The following is a 17,346-nucleotide window of genomic DNA, read 5'->3' as shown; positions in this document are numbered from 1 at the left end:
TTTAACGGATCTACTACGACATATAAACAAGCGGTCAGTAGTTTAATCGGTCGATTGATTCATGCGCACTATCTGTCATGGGTCACCTTACAGATGAATTTTTACGAATGAAAAGCTGCCTCCCGTATCGAGCTCCGACCTCCCAGCAGCGGTCGCCACAGAAAGTGGCGAAGAAACCTCTAACAAATCAACAATAAAACTAGTTAACTTTCAAGTATTTTTCTTGACCAAATGCATTAGTCAACCGGCGAGAGACAGTATCCATTATAGTTCGACAACAGTTTATAAATACACTGTAATCCGCATCCTCCACTCCTTGCTTTCGTTTTCCATGTGCAATGTCGTTTCGAACATTCAAGAGCCTATTTAGTGGCGCGTAAACGTCCTTCAAATCCGTATATTCCAAACCAACTTGGAACAACATCTTCTCCAGAACCTCTCGACCAACATTGTTCTCTGTATTTATATAATCTTCACCTATAAGCACAGGATGATCATAAAAATCTCCAATACTGGAAACAAAATCAACCTCCCTAGCAAATCCATGCAAGTGCTTATCCTCAGGTAAAGAGTTAATAAAAAAACTACTTTTTCGCCTAATATCTTTTAGCGCACTAAACTCCTTAGAGAAAGCAGCAGCGGCGATGGCAGGATTAACATCCTTACAGAACAAACCCTTCTTGTTGATCTGATCCACGTACAAAGAAAAGGAAAATTTAACAAACCCCTCAACATGGGCATAGAGCAAACAAACAATGGAGCGTCGAACTTTGTACTTCTCTACATCAGCCAGCCCGGCTTGTAGATTATTCAAAAACCGAACTTCGGCCTCTCGCCACTCTCGTTCGAGCTCCAACTGCTCTTGAAATGCAGCCAAACTCATAATCTTAGCTCTGCAAGTTTTTCACTAACCACACCTATTCGATTCGTAAGTTGCCCTGGGGAGTTCTTTCCACCCCCAGTCGTGTGGTTAATAAAATCAGCATCCGCCTTAATTTCAAGCAATTTGTCTCGCAGCGCATCTATATGCGCAGCATTATCAGGATCGATATTATCTAAATAGGGTTGCAACCCGATGCAAATTGCCTCGAAGTGATAGACAGCAAAGTTTGCCTGCACACCACCCTTCGCCCCTCTACCAAAACTTCTTTCCCCTAGAGTTTTGTTTAGTATATCGAACGTCTTATCAAAGCTACGCTCTTGATCCACATAATCAAATACCACACCCGGTTCTTCAGGATCAGTTACCTTTTCCATATACTCTGTTAAAAAATCAGATACGTCATGTACGAATTTAGCCTTATAATTCTTTAAAGCAAAGAAGCGAAGTACTAACTCTTGGTCAAAAGAACCTAGCTTTTGCTGATCTGAAATCTTACTGATACAGGTTACAAAATCCGGCTTTTTACTTAGGGCAATTACAAAATCAATGAACTTTGAGTCCAGCATGCGAATCGTGCAATTACGAAGCTGTTGGCTGGTCAGCGCCTCACCTCCAGTGTTTAAACGCTTAAACATATGATAACGAAACTTATTATCGCTACCCTTCCTTACGACCTCAACCCTCACAAATGCTCGTTTCAATCTAATCTTGAGAGCCGTTGGCAAGTCATCATAAGTTAAGCCATTTAGATCCTCAACGATGTCACACTCCTGCAACTGAAGATGATCTCCTTTTTTTACTGGATCCGACAAGTGCGGGGCTTCCAACTCTCCGCGCAGATGAAGGTAAGACGAAAATCTTTGGAGTCCGTCGATGAGTTGATACTTCCCGTTATCATCTTCCACAACATAAAGTGGAGGTACAGGCATCTCTAAAAGCAATGACTCAATGAACCTAGACTGCGCACCTTGACTCCAGCGGAACAGCCGCTGATAGTCCGGATTTATATCTAACTCTCCATCTTTCGACATATCCAGCAGTTCGTTAAATGAAAGGTCTAGGCTTTGCGTATGCACTTTTTCGACCTTTGATTCCAACGCAAGTATCAAGTCATCCTGAGTCATATACCCTCCTTACTTTACAAATATCAAGACACACTCGTAGGCAGTAGTTTCTTTTCTATAACTTTTGCTTCGAGCATTTAGATTCACCATATTTTGCTTGCTTACAAAATCATGTCTTTGATCGAGCTTTAGCCCCGCCATACCGCCAAGCTCAACTATCATTGACGGGAGATCGCAATGTAAATCTTTATAAAACGAATCTTGTACCACACACACGAACGAAGCGTTCGGCCTCATAACTCTACTAACTTCTAAGATCGAACGACTCAAGCCGGTAAAATACTGCAATAAATTCTTATAATAATACGTACCTGATGCTTTGGAGGAGTGAGCCTTAACATCCTCTAGAAATTTAAAACATAACTCACCCACTTCACCCGCGGTCGGAGCATCAACTTTTTTGGGAACGGTAGTAGTACCCATCAACGATCTTCTTACATCATCGATATCACTCGTCCCGATTATTGATATGACAGCAAGCTCAGGTAACGTCGCAACACCATAATCAATGCGTGTGCAGTAGGGCGGCGAAGTTAGAACCAAGTCGACATGATCATTTGGCAATGGTAGTCTAGTAGACGATGCGACATTTACTAGAGCACGATCAGCAGGCCAAATGTGTTCCTCGACCCTCAACCCATTAAGCATATCTAAAACAAGAGATGTATAACGAGCCTTAAACTCCTTCCACCCAACATCAACTTTATCATCATCGTTCTTTGGCTTCTTTATCCAAGTAGGATTAGATGGAATAAAGTCCTTCAGATATGTTCTCACACAGTTAAATAGCGCTGTATACAGAACACATTCACTTGCCTCTAACGATTCGACCTTGGCAGACACAGAAACAAACTTACTGGACTTAACAATAGCACGCTCCACCCTCCTAATAGCTGTAACACCTGAGTCTCGAAACCATAGAAAAAGCGGATCATCAGCACGCTCTTTTTTTGCGCGAACCGCTGGCAACCCCAACAACTTTGATTCAATAATCCCAATATCACTTCGATTAGCCTGCTTTGCCGTGGCGATGATCTTCATCACTGGATTCAAATCAACACCGACCGACTTATGACCAATCACCGAAGACATGAGAGTGGTAGTTCCAGCACCATTCCAAGGGTCTAGAATAATCGAAGATTCGTTTAGACCGGCTGTTTCAATAATACTTTTGGCAAACGAATGCGAATACCCAGCATAGTAATTATACCAGTACGGCTTCTCTTCAATCTCTTCATTGACTCTTTTCGGGTTAATTACTAACAAGTTACTCTCGATATACTTAAGCTTTTGGAGCTACGGTAAGTCTCACCTGAGCACTAACGTGGACTGTAGCTACTCTGCATTTTTTCGTCACCTCAATGAGGGGCGATTTTTCTATAGCCACTATACCTTGGCATGCTCGAAAACCAACGCATCTGAGAGAAGATTCTGCACGCAGATCAGCCTGACAAGGAAAACCATGCTAAAACGCATCGGAGACGCAAGGGGAGAGCTAGGGGAAAAGCGGAGATCAACTAGAATGCACCGGATGGGGCACCACTTTGGAGTACTTAAACGCTGTTACACTTCGTGACTTTTTAATGATAAACCTTATAAATCAATGAGTTATGTATTTGGCACCCCACCAGCCACCTCCAGGACTGCTACCTGAGTCAACTCAAATGGCTGTGGTGACACAACGTTACTCCCCCTCGTAAGACAGCCACCCCGCTCATTTGCAAACTACCGCGCAAAGCTCTTTGCGCAGCTCTGCGACGGTTTCAACCGCTACCCCTGAACCAGAGGCTTCAAACGTGCCTGATGCATGATGGCTTGAGCGTTGGTCGTCACCCCCAGTTGGCCGGCATCAGCGGCGCTAGTGAGTGATGCCGTAAGTGGAACACTAATCAACGTTCGATCTTTTCAGGACATCCACCTAGCTGATACATTTCCCATTCTCTCCCTTGGGAAAGGGCTGTGATTTACGTGGCTTTCAGACTTTGCATCACGCTTTTTCAGTACATCGACTACCCGGCGGACAACCACAAACTCGGCTGGAACGAGATGCTCGCCTGGCTGCGGCAGAAGCGCTGGCAGAGCATGAGTTTTGGCGGGATCGTCTATCTGGTGCTGCTGATTCCAGTGGTGAACATTTTGATGATGCCGGCTGCTGTCGCTGGTGCGACGCTGTTCTGGGTGCGTGAGCGTGGCGCCGAGAACCTGGTGACTCAACGCTAACGCGGCGTCACAAATCCATCATCCGAACGTCACAACGACGACATGGCCTCAGCCGACACTGAGGTCATGACGACAGCTCTGCATATCACCCTCATCAGCGAAACCTTCCCACCGGAAATCAACGGCGTGGCCAATACCCTTGGCCGCTTGTGCGATGGACTGCGCGCGCGCGGGCATCAAGTGGATCTGGTGCGCCCGCGTCAGGCTGGCGATCCGCAGCGCAGCGATGACGACGCGCTGCTGTTGTGCCGAGGCTGGCCGCTGCCGGGCTATCCGGGCCTGCAATGGGGCCAGTCGTCGATGCACAAATTGCTGCGCCGCTGGAAACGCCAGCGCCCGGATGTGCTGTACATCGCCACGGAAGGCCCGCTGGGTTTATCGGCTTTGCGCGCGGCGCGACGCCTGGGGATTTCGGTGGTCAGCGGCTTTCACACAAATTTTCAGCAATACACCAGTCAGTACGGCCTCGGCCTGCTGACGCGGATGCTCACGCATTATTTGCGCTGGTTTCACAATCGCTCGGCGATGACGCTGGTGCCCAGTCCCAGTCAACGTCTGGAACTGGAGCGTCGGCATTTCGAGCGTTTGGCGTTGTTGTCGCGCGGTGTGGACAGCCAGTTGTTTCACCCGAGCAAACGCCTGAACGCCTTGCGTGAGCAATGGGGACTCGGCGAGCGCGACGTTGCCGTGATTCACGTAGGACGCCTCGCGCCGGAGAAAAACCTGGGCCTGCTCAAGCGCAGCTTCGAAGCACTGCGCAGCGCTTATCCACAGCGCAATCTGAAACTCATTGTGGTCGGCGACGGGCCGCAACGGCTGGCGCTGGAAAAGGAACTGCCTGAGGCGATTTTTTGCGGTGCCCAGCGTGGCGAAGCGCTGGCGGCGCACTATGCGTCGGGGGATGTGTTTTTGTTTCCGAGCCTGACCGAAACCTTCGGCAATGTGGTGCTGGAGGCGTTGGCGTCAGGGTTGGGGGTGGTGGCTTACGATCAGGCTGCGGCGGCGCAGCATATTCGCCATGGCTACAGCGGCGTGCTGGCGATGCCCGGGGACGAAGAGGCGTTTTGCGAGGCGGCGGTGTGGTTATTGGAAGAGGATGAGCGCTTGCGTTGCGTGCGCCTGAATGCGCGGCAGCATGCGAGTCGCCAGGGATGGGCGGCGATTATCGAGCAGTTTGAGAGCCATTTGCGTGGGGCATGTTTGGGGGAGTTGGTGGTGCCTCAAGTTCAGACACTGCCCTGATTTTTTGCTGAATCTGAAGCCGCCTTCGCGAGCAAGCTTTGCTCCTACAAGACACGTGGCGAAATGCCGTTGATCTTGTAGGAGCAAGGCTTGCCCGCGAAGAGGTCAGTGATAGCGCCGCTTAAACCAGCGACATCAACGCCTCACGGCTGAACGGCAAAATATCCTGCTCACGCCCTTCGCGGACTTTCAGCGCCCAGTCCGGATCAACCAGCAGCGCACGCCCCACCGCCACCAGATCGAATTCCTCTTTGTTCAGACGCTCCAGCAGGTTTTCCAGACTGGCCGGTTGCGCGACTTTGTCGGTGTTGACCATGAACTGCAGGAACTCGCCATCCAGACCAACGCTGCCAACGGTGATAGTCGGTTTGCCGGTCAGCTTTCGCGTCCAGCCAGCTAGGTTCAGGTCAGAGCCATCGAACTCAGGCTCCCAGAAACGGCGCGTCGAGCAGTGGAAAATATCCACGCCAGCGTCGGACAACGGCTTGAGGAATTCGCCCAGCGCTTCCGGGGTCTGCACCAGACGCGCGGTGTAATCCTGCTGCTTCCACTGCGAGAAGCGGAAGATGATCGGGAAGCCTTCGCCGACCGCAGCACGCACGGCTTGAATCAACTCGATGGCAAAACGCGAACGGTTGGCCAGGCTGCCGCCGTATTCGTCGGTGCGCTGGTTGCTGCCTTCCCAGAAGAACTGGTCGACCAGGTAACCGTGGGCGCCGTGGACTTCCACGCCGTCCATGCCGATGCTTTGTGCATCTTTGGCCGCTTGGGCGAACGCAGCGATCACGTCCTGAATGTCTTGTTTGGTCATGCCGTGCACCACGACTTGGCCGTCCTTGAGTTTTTCCGACGGGCCGTAACCCGGCACGCTGGCGTCCGGTTCGGTGCCGATGCGGCGCACGCTGCCCACGTGCCACAGTTGCGGAACGATCTTGCCGCCTTCAGCGTGAACGGCGTCGACGACTTTTTTCCAGCCAGCCAACGGCGCTTCACCGAAGAACTGCGGCACGTTCGGGTAACCGTTCGAGGCAACGTGGCCAACGGTGGTGCCTTCGGTGATGATCAAGCCAACACCGGCAGCCGCACGACGGCGGTAGTACTCGATGACTTTCGAATTCGGCACGCCACCCGGGGAGAACGAACGGGTCATCGGCGCCATGACCACGCGGGTCGGCAGTTCGAGGGCACCGAGGTGGAACGGTTTGAACAAGGCTTGAACGGACATCGAGAGGCTCCACAGAGATGACTTTATGACGGCGATAATATGGAGAGCCGAGGCCTTTGAACAGCATTATTGATTTCGGTGATTAAGGATCAAAAGACGCAGAGCAAAAGATCGCAGCCTTCGGCAGCTCCTACATGGGATTTTGAGGTCACCTGTAGGAGCTGCCGAAGGCTGCGATCTTTTGATCTTGCTTGATCAGCTCAGCGCTTTTTCGATCGCATGAACAATGGTCGGATCATCCGGCGCCGTACGCGGCGAAAACCGCGCCAACACCCGGCCGTCCTTGCCGAGCAGAAACTTCTCGAAATTCCAGGTGATGTCACCGGGAAACTCCGCGCCCTCGCCCGCCAGCAGACGGTAGAGCTGATGCCGTTCGTGACCGTTGACTTCGAGCTTGCTCGACAACGGAAACGTCACGCCATAGTTGAGGCTGCAGAAATCCTGAATGTCCTTTTCAGAACCGGGTTCCTGACCGGCAAACTGGTTGCACGGCAGGCCCAGCACGCTGAAGCCTTTGCCTTTGAACTGCTGATAGAGGTTTTCCAGCGCCGCATACTGGGGGGTCAAGCCGCATTTGGAGGCGACGTTGACCACCAGCACGACTTGGCCCTTGAAAGGCGCCAGCGGTAGCTCCTGACCATCCAGGGCTGTCAACTTAAGGTCGTGAAAAGCACTCATGACGAACTCCAAGATTCCCGTGTTCTACTCGAAACAGCCACTTGGCGAGACCACCAAGGACAGCCGCGGACTAAAAAGGCGCCCGCAGGCGCCTCTCCAGTACTCGAAGCTTAGCGCAGAAATCAGTGGTGATGGCCACCTTCGCCATGGACGTGACCATGAGCGATTTCTTCCTGGCTGGCATCACGGATGTCAACGATCTTCACTTTGAAGTTCAGACGCTGGCCGGCCAACGGGTGGTTGCCGTCAACGGTCACGTCGTCGCCGTCGAGGTCACGGATGGTGACGATTTGCATCTGGCCGTCCGGCGCCGAAGCGTGGAACTGCATGCCGACTTCCAGCTCGTCAACGCCTTCGAACATGCTGCGGCTCAGGGTGCTGACCAGCTCAGCGGCGTATTCGCCGTAAGCGTCTTCCGGTTCAACGGAAACGTCCAGCTCGTCACCAACGGTTTTGCCTTCCAGAGCTTTTTCCAGGCCCGGGATGATGTTGCCTGCGCCTTGCAGGTAGACCAGCGGAGCGCCGCCGGCGGAGCTGTCGATGACCTCACCAGCGTCGTTGGTCAGGGTATAGTCGATGGAGACAGCCTTATTGGCGGCGATCAGCATGGGGCGAGACCTTTTGCATAAGAATATAGAAAGGCCAAGTTTAGCGAAGCAATCGCGCGAAAGCGAACACAACCCGGACAAACGGGTTTCAACGATCACAGGCTTCCATCAAGACGAAGAGGGCCATTGGGTGGCCGAGCTTTCCTGTGGCCACACCCAGCACCTGCGCCATCAGCCGCCATGGCAAACCCGGGCGTGGGTACTCGATCCGGCGCAACGTATTGAAAAAATAGGCCAACCCTTTGCCTGCGGTTGGTGCGCACAAGGCTCGGTTAGCGATAACCTTGGCGACTGAATTTCGGTAGTCAGCCAGACATAAGCTGACACCATTGCCATGCAACTTTAGAGAATTCGCATGCAAACTTTTTTTATCGCACCCACCGATTTTGGCGTGGGTCTGACCTCCATCAGCCTCGGGCTGGTGCGCACGCTGGAGCGAGCGGGCCTGAAAGTCGGGTTCTTCAAACCGATTGCGCAGCCGCACCCGGGCGACACCGGCCCTGAGCGTTCCACCGAACTGGTGGCGCGCACCCACGGCCTGAAACCGCCGCAACCGCTGGGCCTCGCTCACGTTGAGCGGATGCTCGGCGACGGTCAGCTCGATGAGTTGCTCGAAGAAATCATCACCCTTTACCAGCAAGCCGCGATCGGCAAAGACGTGCTGGTGGTCGAAGGCATGGTGCCGACCCGCAGCGCCAGTTATGCCGCACGGGTCAATCTGCATTTGGCCAAGAGCCTCGACGCCGAAGTGATTCTGGTCTCCGCGCCGGAAAACGAAGTGCTCGCCGAACTTTCCGGGCGCGTCGAACTGCAGGCGCAATTGTTCGGTGGCCCAAAAGATCCGAAAGTCCTCGGCGTGATCCTCAACAAGGTCAAAACCGACGAAAGCATGGACGCCTTCGCCGCGCGTCTGAAGGAGCATTCGCCGTTGCTGCGCAGCGGTGATTTCCGCTTGCTCGGCTGCATTCCGTATCAACCAGAACTCAACGCACCACGCACCCGCGACGTTGCCGATCTGATGGGCGCGCAGGTGCTCAACGCCGGTGATTACGAAACCCGGCGGATGACCAAAATCATCATTTGCGCGCGTACCATGCGCAACACCGTCGAGCTGCTCAAGCCCGGTGTGCTGGTGGTGACGCCAGGCGATCGCGACGACATCATCCTCGCCGTCAGCCTCGCCGCAATCAACGGTGTGCCGCTGGCCGGCCTGTTGCTGACCAGCGACACCCTGCCCGATCCGCGCATCATGGATCTCTGCCGAGGCGCGTTGCAGGCCGGTCTGCCGGTGTTGTCGGTGAGCACTGGATCCTACGACACCGCCAATCTGCTCAACGGTCTGAACAAGGAAATCCCCATTGATGACCGCGAGCGTGCGGAGATCATCACTGACTTCGTCGCCAGCCACCTCGACGCGAAATGGCTGCACCAGCGCTGCGGCACGCCACGGGAAATGCGTCTGTCGCCGGCGGTATTCCGTTATCAATTGATTCAGCGCGCGCAAGCGGCGAACAAGCGCATCGTCCTGCCCGAAGGCAGCGAGCCATTCACCGTGCAAGCCGCAGCGATCTGTCAGGAACGCGGGATCGCCCGTTGCGTGTTGCTGGCGAAACCGGAAGACGTCGAAGCCGTCGCCCGCGCCCAAGGCATCACATTGCCGCCGGGGCTGGAGATTCTTGATCCGGATCTGATCCGCGAACGCTACGTCGAGCCGATGGTGGCCCTGCGCAAAACCAAAAGCCTTAATGCGCCGATGGCCGAGCAGCAACTGGAAGACACCGTGGTGATTGGCACAATGATGTTGGCGCTGGATGAAGTCGACGGCTTGGTCTCGGGCGTGATCAACACCACCGCCAACACCATCCGCCCTGCCTTGCAGCTGATCAAAACGGCACCGGGCTGCACGCTGGTGTCGTCGGTGTTCTTCATGCTCTTCCCGGAGGAAGTGCTGGTCTACGGTGACTGCGTGATGAACCCGCACCCAAGTGCCACCGAGCTGGCCGAGATTGCCTTGCAAAGCGCCGATTCGGCTGCGGCGTTCGGCATCACCCCGCGTGTGGCGATGATCAGTTACTCCAGCGGCGAATCGGCCACTGGCGAGGAAGTCGAAAAAGTCCGCGAGGCCACCCTGCTCGCCCACGAACAACAGCACTCGCTGCTGATCGACGGCCCGCTGCAATACGACGCCGCGGCCAACGCAGAAGTCGCCCGGCAACTGGCGCCGAACAGTCAGGTGGCTGGTCGCGCCACGGTGTTTGTGTTCCCCGATCTGAACACCGGCAACACCACGCATAAAGCCGTGCAACGCAGCGCCGATTGCGTCAGCCTCGGGCCGATGCTGCAAGGCCTGCGCAAACCGGTGAACGATTTGCCGCGCGGCGCGCAAGTCGATGACATCGTCTACACCATCGCCCTCACCGCGATTCAAGCCGCCAACCGACCTATGGATGTGTAAATGCTGGATTTTCTACCTGCACCCGTGCGCGGCGTGATCGCCTCGCTGCTGTTGGCGCTCAACACGATTCTGCTCTGCTCGTTTCTGTTCTGCGTGGCGCTGGTCAAGGCGTTGCCGTTTGCCTTCACCCAGCGCATCGCCGGTTGGCTGATGAGCCACACCCATGAAGCGTGGATCAGCAACAACAAAGGCTGGATGAACCTGGTGCGCCGCACGCGCTGGCACCTCAGCGGCTTGCAAGGCCTCGACTATCAGCACTCGTATCTGATCACCAGCAACCACCAGAGCTGGGTCGATATTCTGGTGCTGCAATACGTGCTCAACCGCCGGATTCAACCGCTGAAGTTCTTCCTCAAGCAGGAGCTGATCTGGGTGCCGGTGATTGGTCTGGCGTGGTGGGCGCTGGGCTTTCCATTCATGAAGCGCTACTCCAAGGCGTACCTGGCCAAGCATCCGGAGAAAAAAGGCAAAGACCTCGAAACCACGCGCAAGACCTGCGCGAAGTTTCGGAATAATCCGGTAGGGATTTTCAACTTCGTCGAGGGCACGCGGTTTACCGAGGGCAAGCATGCGCAGCAGCAATCGCCGTTCAAATATCTGCTCAAGCCGAAGGCTGGCGGCATTGCGTTTGTACTGGATGCGATGGGCGAACAACTGGAGTCGATCGTTAACGTGACGATTCACTACCCGGCCGGGCGTCCGGGGTTCTGGGATTTGCTCTGCGGCAATGTGCGCGACGTGGTGGTGCACTTTGAAGAGCTGAAAATTCCGCAGCAATTCATTGGCAAGAATTACGATCAGGACGGTGAATATCGTTTGCAGTTTCAGGGCTGGATCAATCAGCTGTGGCTGGACAAGGATGCGCTGCTGGAACAGATGCACCGCGAATATCCGAAGCATTAAGATCAAAAGATCGCAGCCTCCGGCAGCTCCTACATTGGATTGACGTACATCCTGTAGGAGCTGCCGAAGGCTGCGATCTTTTGACTTTTTAAAGATCACAAAAAAGCCCGCCGATGATCACTCATCGGCGGGCTTTTTCTTGCAGCTTGAAGCTAGAAGCTTGTCGCTGCTTTATTGCTTAGATCGCGCCACGCTGACGCAGCAGATCCAGCACTTGCTTGACGCTTTCTTCCAGACTCAGCGTCTGCGTGTCGATCACCAGATCGGCATTCAGCGGCACGTCGTACGGGAAGGATTCGCCCGGGATGTTGTCGCCACCGGCGGCATACAGACCTTGCGGATCACGCTCGGCGCACACGGCCGGCGAGGCCTGTACGTAGACCGTCAGCAGACGATCCTTGCCGATCAGGTCCTTGGCCTGCTCGCGACCTTCAGCGCTTGGCGCAACAAACGCAGCCAACGTCACCAGACCCGCTTCGTTGAACTGACGCGCCACGTGTGCGGCACGACGCCAGTTCTCGGTGCGGCCGATACGATCCTGTGGCAGACCTTTGTTGAGGTCGTGACGTAGGTTCTGACCATCCAGCACAAACACCGCACGGCCCATGTCGAACAGCTTGCGCTCGACCGCATAAGCCAGCGTGCTTTTGCCCGCGCCCGACAGACCGCTGAACAGCACGGTCGCGGGTTGCTGGCCGAAACGCTGAGCACGTTCCTCAGTCGCAACATGCGCCAGTTTGCCGTGGTGCGTGGCAGTGCCATGGGTCACTGGCTGCGCGACGATCATGCCGGCGCCGACGGTGCCGTTGGTCAGGCGATCGATGATGATGAACGCGCCGGTGGTGCGGTTGCTTTCGTAACCGTCGAGGGCGATCGGCGCATCGAGCGCGATCTTCACCTTGCCGATTTCGTTGAGCTGCAACGCGCTCGCCGGGCCTTCTTCCAGGGTGTTCACGTCAACCTTGTTAACGATGCTGGCAATCGAGCCCGGCACGTAACTGGTGGCGCGTTTGATGTCGTATTTCTTGCCCGGCAGCATCGGCTCTTCAGCCATCCACACCAGCATCGCTTCGAAGCTGTCGGTGACTGGCGGCACGTTGTCGGCATGCACCAACAGGTCGCCACGGGAGATGTCGATTTCGTCTTCCATGGTCAGCGTTACTGCCTGACCTGGACCGGCGTGTTCCAGCTCACCTTCGAAGGTGACGATGGATTTCACGCGGCTGCTCTTGCCCGACGGCAGCACCACGACTTCGTCACCCTTGTGCACGATGCCGCTGGCCAGCGTGCCGGCGAAACCACGGAAGTTCAGGTTCGGACGGTTGACGTACTGCACCGGGAAACGCAGATCGGTGAAGTTGCGGTCGCCCGCGACTTCCACGGTCTCGAGAATTTCCATCAGCGACTGGCCTTTGTACCAAGGCGAGCGCTCGGACTTGTTGACCACGTTGTCGCCCTTGAGGGCAGACATCGGCACGAAATGCATGCTGGTCGGCTTCATCTTCAAGCCTTCGGCGAACTTCAGGTAGTCGGCCTTGATCGACTCGAACACGCCTTCATCGAAGCCTTTCAAATCCATCTTGTTGATGGCGACGACGATGTGTTTGATCCCCAACAGGGAAGCAATGAAGCTGTGGCGACGGGTCTGGGTCTGCACGCCGTAACGCGCGTCGACGAGAATGATCGCCAGGTCACAGGTAGAGGCACCGGTGGCCATGTTGCGGGTGTACTGCTCATGGCCGGGGGTGTCGGCGATGATGAATTTGCGTTTGGCGGTGGAGAAATAGCGGTAAGCAACATCAATGGTGATGCCCTGCTCACGCTCGGCCTGCAGACCGTCAACCAGCAATGCCAGGTCGATGTCATCACCGGTGGTGCCGACTTTCTTCGAATCGCGGGTAATCGCTTCGAGGTGATCTTCGTAGATCATTTTCGAGTCGTGCAGCAGGCGCCCGATCAGGGTGCTCTTGCCGTCATCGACGTTACCGCAAGTCAAAAAGCGCAGCAGCTCTTTACGTTCGTGCTGGCCCAGGTAGGCGAGGATGTCCTCGCTGATCAAATCAGATACGTGCGACATGACAACCCCTTAGAAATAACCCTGACGTTTTTTGTCTTCCATCGAGCCGGCGCCATCGTGGTCGATGACACGGCCCTGGCGCTCGGAAGTTCGCGTCAGGAGCATTTCTTGAATGATGTCCGTCAGCGTTTCGGCTTCGGACTCCACGGCGCCCGTCAACGGGTAGCAGCCAAGGGTGCGGAAACGCACTTTCTTTTTGACGATGCGCGCTTTGTCTTCGTCGGACAGGTGCTCGAGGATGCGCTCGTCGTCGATCATGATCAGCGTGCCGTTCTTCTCGATCACTTCGCGTTCGGCGGCGAAGTACAGCGGCACAATCGGGATGCCTTCGAGGTAGATGTACTGCCAGATGTCCAGTTCGGTCCAGTTCGACAGAGGGAATACACGGATGGATTCGCCCTTGTTGACCTTGCCGTTGTAGACGTTCCACAGCTCCGGACGCTGGTTTTTCGGATCCCAGCGATGCTTGCTGTCGCGGAACGAGTACACGCGCTCTTTGGCGCGGGATTTCTCTTCATCGCGACGGGCGCCGCCGAAGGCTGCGTCGAAACCATGTTTGTCGAGTGCCTGTTTCAGGCCTTCGGTTTTCATGATGTCGGTGTGCTTGGCGCTGCCGTGGGTGAACGGGTTGATGTTCTGCGCCACGCCATCGGGGTTGATGTGGGTGATCAAGTCCAGGCCCAGTTCTTCGACCATCTTGTCGCGGAACTTGTACATCTCCTGGAATTTCCAGCGGGTGTCGACGTGCATCACCGGAAACGGCAGCTTGCCCGGGAAGAACGCCTTGCGTGCCAGATGCAGCATCACGGCGGAGTCTTTACCGATGGAGTACAGCATCACCGGGTTATCGAACTCGGCGGCCACCTCGCGGATGATGTGGATGCTTTCCGCCTCCAGCTGTTTCAGATGCGTCAGTTTGTCGACCATGGCTACTCACGAAAACTTTCTTATGAACGGCCAGCGGGCCGTGTTCGAGCGGGGAATCCTAGCACAGCGACCTTCTTCTAATCAGGACGCGGGCTAGAACGAAAGGGCATATGAATATGCCTCACAGTTCGGCCAACCCGCCCCTGTAGGAGCTGCCGAAGGCTGCGATCTTTTGATCTTGTTTTTAAAGATCAAAAGATCGCAGCCTTCGGCAGCTCCTACAGTGGTCGTGTCAGTCAGATGGGGTTGGGGATGTCGATGAAGATGTGTTCGAGGGCGAAGCGTTTTGCCAGGTAGTCGCCCAGTGCCTGCACGCCGTAGCGTTCGGTGGCGTGGTGGCCGGCGGCGATGAAGCTGATGTCGTTTTCGCGAGCGCTGTGGAAAGTCTGCTCGGACGCTTCGCCACTGAGGAACAAATCGACGCCCGCCGCCACGCCGTGATCGATGTAGCCTTGGCCACCGCCAGTGCACCAGCCGACCCGGCGAATCATCGGGTTGCCTTCAATCAGCAGCGGCTCACGGCCCATGACTTCCTGCACTTTGCGGGCAAAGTCGCGTGCGGTCATCGGGTCTTTCAACGAGCCGACCAGGCCAACGATTTTCAGGTTATCCGGATCCAGCGGCCCTTCCACCGTGATGTCCAACTGACGCGCCAGTTGCACGTTATTGCCCACGTCCGGGTGCAGATCCAGCGGCAAGTGATAGGCGAGCAAGCTGATGTCGTGCTTGAGCAGCGTCTTCAACCGGCGCTGTTTCATACCGGTGATGCACGGGTTTTCGCCCTTCCAGAAGTAACCGTGATGCACCAGCACCAGATCCGCCCCGGCCTCAACGGCAGCGTCGAGCAAGGCCTGACTGGCGGTGACGCCGCTGACGATGCGCATCACCTGCGGCCGGCCTTCGACCTGCAAGCCATTGGGGCAATAATCGGCGATTTTCGCACTGCCAAGGTAACGGTCGGCTTCTTCGACGAGGGTGCTGAGGGCAACGGCCATGAAAGACTCCTAAATATCCCGTTCAGAGGCGCGCGCGGCCTCGTATAATGCGCGACATTATGGGCGGTCTGACCCCGCCTGCAACTTTTCCAGGACGTGCTTAATGTTCAAGGCGCTGCGTTTTATGGGCTGGCCGTTGTTGGCCGGTGTGCTTATCGCTCTGTTGATTATTCAGCGTTACCCGCAATGGGTCGGGCTGCCGAGCCTCGACGTCAACCTGCAACAGGCCCCGCAAACCACCAGCGTGCAGCAGGGCCCGGTGTCCTATGCCGACGCGGTGACCATCGCGGCGCCGTCGGTGGTCAACCTCTACACCACCAAAGTCATCAACAAGCCGAACCATCCGCTGTTTGAGGATCCGCAGTTCCGCCGCTTCTTCGGTGATAACTCGCCGAAGCAAAAGCGTATGGAATCGAGTCTCGGTTCCGGCGTGATCATGAGCCCGGAAGGCTACATCCTCACCAACAACCACGTTACCAGCGGCGCCGATCAGATCGTCGTGGCGTTGAAGGACGGTCGTGAAACCCTCGCCCGCGTCATCGGCAGCGACCCGGAAACCGACCTCGCTGTCCTCAAGATCGATTTGAAAAACCTGCCGGCGATCACTGTCGGCCGCTCTGACAACATCCGCATCGGCGATGTCGCGCTGGCCATCGGCAACCCGTTCGGCGTCGGCCAGACCGTGACCATGGGCATCATCAGCGCCACCGGCCGCAACCAGTTGGGCCTGAACAACTACGAAGATTTCATCCAGACCGACGCGGCGATCAACCCGGGCAACTCCGGCGGCGCACTGGTCGACGCCAACGGCAACCTCACCGGCATCAACACGGCGATCTTCTCCAAGTCCGGCGGCTCGCAGGGCATCGGTTTTGCCATTCCGGTGAAACTGGCGATGGAAGTGATGAAGTCGATCATCGAACACGGCCAGGTGATCCGTGGCTGGCTGGGGATTGAAGTGCAGCCGCTGACCCAGGAACTGGCCGAGTCGTTTGGCTTGTCCGGGCGTCCGGGGATTGTCGTGGCGGGGATCTTCCGCGATGGCCCGGCACAGAAGGCTGGTCTGCAATTGGGTGACGTGATCCTGAGCATTGATGGCGAGCCGGCCGGGGATGGTCGTCGCTCGATGAACCAGGTTGCGCGGATTAAACCGACTGACAAAGTGACGATTCAGGTGATGCGTAACGGTAAAGAGTTGAAGCTCACCGCTGAAATTGGTCTGCGTCCACCACCAGCGCCGGTGAAAGCGGAGGAAGAGAACTAACCCTGCACGCAAAAAGTATTCTCGGAGGACGTTTATAAAACGCGGTGTGTTAATACACCGCGTTTTTTGTTGACGATACTCCCTACTGACCCAAATACCCTTTCCTGCTTAGAGCCATTTCTAACAGCTTAGCGATAACTCTAATAACAAATTGGTATCCACAGACTGTCAGATCTGACAGTTACAAAAAAATCCACTCGCCATTAATCTTTCTGCGTTGCAACTATTCTTTATTAACAAGGAAGATGAGATGGATAGCGAAGCAAAACTCCCATTGAAAGGTCGTTTCACCGTCACTCCAACGGGCGGGACAGCCTTCTCTCCCAACGATATCGATGTAGCACACAATCCCAACTCGGGCAGAATCAGCGATCTCATTGCTGTCTGTCTAACTGAAAGTCCTCGATCCAGTTTTCGAGTAACTTTTGGTAAGGGTCTCCAAGAAGGCCTCAACATTTTAAGTTACCCAGAAGACTTCCCTGATGTGTTTATGCAATGGGTCTATAGCCAGAACGGTGAAATCTTTAATGCAACAGAAGGGAAGCTCTACATTACCGTCTCGAGCCCTGACAAAAAACTCGTTGGCAGAGTCGAATTTATCGATAAGGGATTAATTTCACTCAAGGCGGTTTTCGATTTGAACTGGCTGTAATTGAAGTATTTTTTCTGAAATCAATCTATGTGAAGAGCCGAGAGATTCGGCTTTGTTAGCTTCCCGCTTTTTTCTCGGTGCTACGAAGGGCAG

The 17,346-nt window shown here is 55.1% G+C and carries 16 protein-coding genes; 7 read left to right on the top strand and 9 right to left on the bottom strand.

The features are described from left to right. Positions 1-199 precede the first annotated feature (199 nt). From AD669_RS04325 to AD669_RS04315, 3 genes are read right to left on the bottom strand one after another with little or no spacing between them, the layout of a single operon-like run. Positions 200-883 (bottom strand): MAE_28990/MAE_18760 family HEPN-like nuclease, encoded by a 684-nt coding sequence (locus AD669_RS04325; RefSeq protein ID WP_053117153.1) that lies wholly within the window; start codon positions 881-883, stop codon positions 200-202. Then, complete coding sequence (locus AD669_RS04320) at positions 880-2,007, bottom strand: DUF262 domain-containing protein (protein WP_053117151.1); 1,128 nt, start codon at positions 2,005-2,007, stop codon at positions 880-882. The genes AD669_RS04325 and AD669_RS04320 overlap by 4 nt, the downstream gene beginning before the upstream one ends. Positions 2,008-2,016: 9 nt before the next feature. Continuing rightward, positions 2,017-3,273 (bottom strand): hypothetical protein, encoded by a 1,257-nt coding sequence (locus tag AD669_RS04315; protein ID WP_156316126.1) that lies wholly within the window; start codon positions 3,271-3,273, stop codon positions 2,017-2,019. 693 nt (positions 3,274-3,966) lie between these two features. Here AD669_RS04315 and AD669_RS04310 point away from each other — a divergent pair. Both AD669_RS04310 and AD669_RS04305 read left to right on the top strand, forming a co-directional pair. Then, positions 3,967-4,227, top strand: a complete 261-nt coding sequence (locus AD669_RS04310) for an EI24 domain-containing protein (RefSeq protein ID WP_371262354.1) — start codon at positions 3,967-3,969, stop codon at positions 4,225-4,227. 42 nt (positions 4,228-4,269) lie between these two features. Next, positions 4,270-5,469 (top strand): glycosyltransferase family 1 protein, encoded by a 1,200-nt coding sequence (locus tag AD669_RS04305; protein ID WP_053117147.1) that lies wholly within the window; start codon positions 4,270-4,272, stop codon positions 5,467-5,469. Positions 5,470-5,590: 121 nt separating this feature from the next. Here the strand turns inward: AD669_RS04305 and AD669_RS04300 are convergent, their stop codons facing one another. The 3 genes from AD669_RS04300 to AD669_RS04290 all read right to left on the bottom strand — a co-directional run bounded on the left by AD669_RS04300 (position 5,591) and on the right by AD669_RS04290 (position 7,980). Then, positions 5,591-6,694, bottom strand: a complete 1,104-nt coding sequence (locus AD669_RS04300) for an NADH:flavin oxidoreductase (RefSeq protein WP_053117145.1) — start codon at positions 6,692-6,694, stop codon at positions 5,591-5,593. 195 nt (positions 6,695-6,889) lie between these two features. Then, complete coding sequence (locus AD669_RS04295) at positions 6,890-7,372, bottom strand: glutathione peroxidase (protein ID WP_053117143.1); 483 nt, start codon at positions 7,370-7,372, stop codon at positions 6,890-6,892. A gap of 122 nt (positions 7,373-7,494) precedes the next feature. Then, a complete protein-coding gene (locus AD669_RS04290) occupies positions 7,495-7,980 on the bottom strand; it encodes a peptidylprolyl isomerase (RefSeq protein ID WP_053117141.1) in 486 nt (161 codons plus the stop codon). On the opposite strand from AD669_RS04290, the gene AD669_RS27910 reads away from it, so the two are divergent. From AD669_RS27910 to AD669_RS04280, 3 genes are read left to right on the top strand one after another with little or no spacing between them, the layout of a single operon-like run. Beyond that, positions 7,949-8,275: a DUF3565 domain-containing protein gene (locus AD669_RS27910; protein WP_082341397.1), complete on the top strand. Its 327-nt coding sequence runs from the start codon at positions 7,949-7,951 to the stop codon at positions 8,273-8,275. The genes AD669_RS04290 and AD669_RS27910 overlap by 32 nt on opposite strands. Before the next feature lie 60 nt (positions 8,276-8,335). Continuing rightward, positions 8,336-10,435, top strand: coding sequence for a phosphate acetyltransferase (pta, locus tag AD669_RS04285; RefSeq protein WP_053117139.1), 2,100 nt, complete (start codon positions 8,336-8,338; stop codon positions 10,433-10,435). Then, positions 10,436-11,338 (top strand): acyltransferase, encoded by a 903-nt coding sequence (locus AD669_RS04280; RefSeq protein ID WP_053117136.1) that lies wholly within the window; start codon positions 10,436-10,438, stop codon positions 11,336-11,338. Positions 11,339-11,516: 178 nt separating this feature from the next. Here AD669_RS04280 and cysN read toward each other — a convergent pair whose 3' ends face one another. The 3 genes from cysN to AD669_RS04265 form a co-directional block, all read right to left on the bottom strand. After that, positions 11,517-13,415, bottom strand: a complete 1,899-nt coding sequence (gene cysN, locus AD669_RS04275; protein WP_053117134.1) for a sulfate adenylyltransferase subunit CysN — start codon at positions 13,413-13,415, stop codon at positions 11,517-11,519. Positions 13,416-13,424: 9 nt separating this feature from the next. Continuing rightward, positions 13,425-14,342 carry a sulfate adenylyltransferase subunit CysD gene (cysD, locus tag AD669_RS04270; protein WP_008085033.1) on the bottom strand — a complete coding sequence of 306 codons (918 nt, stop codon included), beginning with the start codon at positions 14,340-14,342 and terminating at the stop codon, positions 13,425-13,427. Positions 14,343-14,578: 236 nt separating this feature from the next. After that, positions 14,579-15,337 carry a Nif3-like dinuclear metal center hexameric protein gene (locus tag AD669_RS04265; protein WP_053117132.1) on the bottom strand — a complete coding sequence of 253 codons (759 nt, stop codon included), beginning with the start codon at positions 15,335-15,337 and terminating at the stop codon, positions 14,579-14,581. 103 nt (positions 15,338-15,440) lie between these two features. On the opposite strand from AD669_RS04265, the gene algW reads away from it, so the two are divergent. Continuing rightward, positions 15,441-16,601 (top strand): Do family serine endopeptidase AlgW, encoded by a 1,161-nt coding sequence (algW, locus tag AD669_RS04260; protein ID WP_053117131.1) that lies wholly within the window; start codon positions 15,441-15,443, stop codon positions 16,599-16,601. Between the two features lie 250 nt (positions 16,602-16,851). Beyond that, a complete protein-coding gene (locus AD669_RS04255) occupies positions 16,852-17,253 on the top strand; it encodes a hypothetical protein (protein WP_053117128.1) in 402 nt (133 codons plus the stop codon). Positions 17,254-17,346: the final 93 nt, after the last annotated feature.

Source organism: Pseudomonas sp. P1.31 (genome assembly GCF_001269815.1).
Taxonomy (GTDB): Bacteria; Pseudomonadota; Gammaproteobacteria; order Pseudomonadales; family Pseudomonadaceae; genus Aquipseudomonas; species Aquipseudomonas rustica.
The sequence above is the reverse complement of the archived record's forward strand: the minus strand, read 5'-3'. Positions and strand labels throughout refer to the sequence as shown.

Coding starts and splice junctions, on each gene's coding strand:
- AD669_RS04290 (WP_053117141.1), bottom strand. CDS start 7,980: ATGCTGATCGCCGCCAATAAGGCTGTCTCCATCGACTATACCCTGACC.
- AD669_RS04320 (WP_053117151.1), bottom strand. CDS start 2,007: ATGACTCAGGATGACTTGATACTTGCGTTGGAATCAAAGGTCGAAAAA.
- AD669_RS04280 (WP_053117136.1), top strand. CDS start 10,436: ATGCTGGATTTTCTACCTGCACCCGTGCGCGGCGTGATCGCCTCGCTG.
- pta (WP_053117139.1), top strand. CDS start 8,336: ATGCAAACTTTTTTTATCGCACCCACCGATTTTGGCGTGGGTCTGACC.
- AD669_RS04255 (WP_053117128.1), top strand. CDS start 16,852: ATGGATAGCGAAGCAAAACTCCCATTGAAAGGTCGTTTCACCGTCACT.
- AD669_RS27910 (WP_082341397.1), top strand. CDS start 7,949: ATGGAGACAGCCTTATTGGCGGCGATCAGCATGGGGCGAGACCTTTTG.
- algW (WP_053117131.1), top strand. CDS start 15,441: ATGTTCAAGGCGCTGCGTTTTATGGGCTGGCCGTTGTTGGCCGGTGTG.
- AD669_RS04265 (WP_053117132.1), bottom strand. CDS start 15,337: ATGGCCGTTGCCCTCAGCACCCTCGTCGAAGAAGCCGACCGTTACCTT.
- AD669_RS04300 (WP_053117145.1), bottom strand. CDS start 6,694: ATGTCCGTTCAAGCCTTGTTCAAACCGTTCCACCTCGGTGCCCTCGAA.
- AD669_RS04295 (WP_053117143.1), bottom strand. CDS start 7,372: ATGAGTGCTTTTCACGACCTTAAGTTGACAGCCCTGGATGGTCAGGAG.
- cysN (WP_053117134.1), bottom strand. CDS start 13,415: ATGTCGCACGTATCTGATTTGATCAGCGAGGACATCCTCGCCTACCTG.
- AD669_RS04305 (WP_053117147.1), top strand. CDS start 4,270: ATGGCCTCAGCCGACACTGAGGTCATGACGACAGCTCTGCATATCACC.
- AD669_RS04325 (WP_053117153.1), bottom strand. CDS start 883: ATGAGTTTGGCTGCATTTCAAGAGCAGTTGGAGCTCGAACGAGAGTGG.
- cysD (WP_008085033.1), bottom strand. CDS start 14,342: ATGGTCGACAAACTGACGCATCTGAAACAGCTGGAGGCGGAAAGCATC.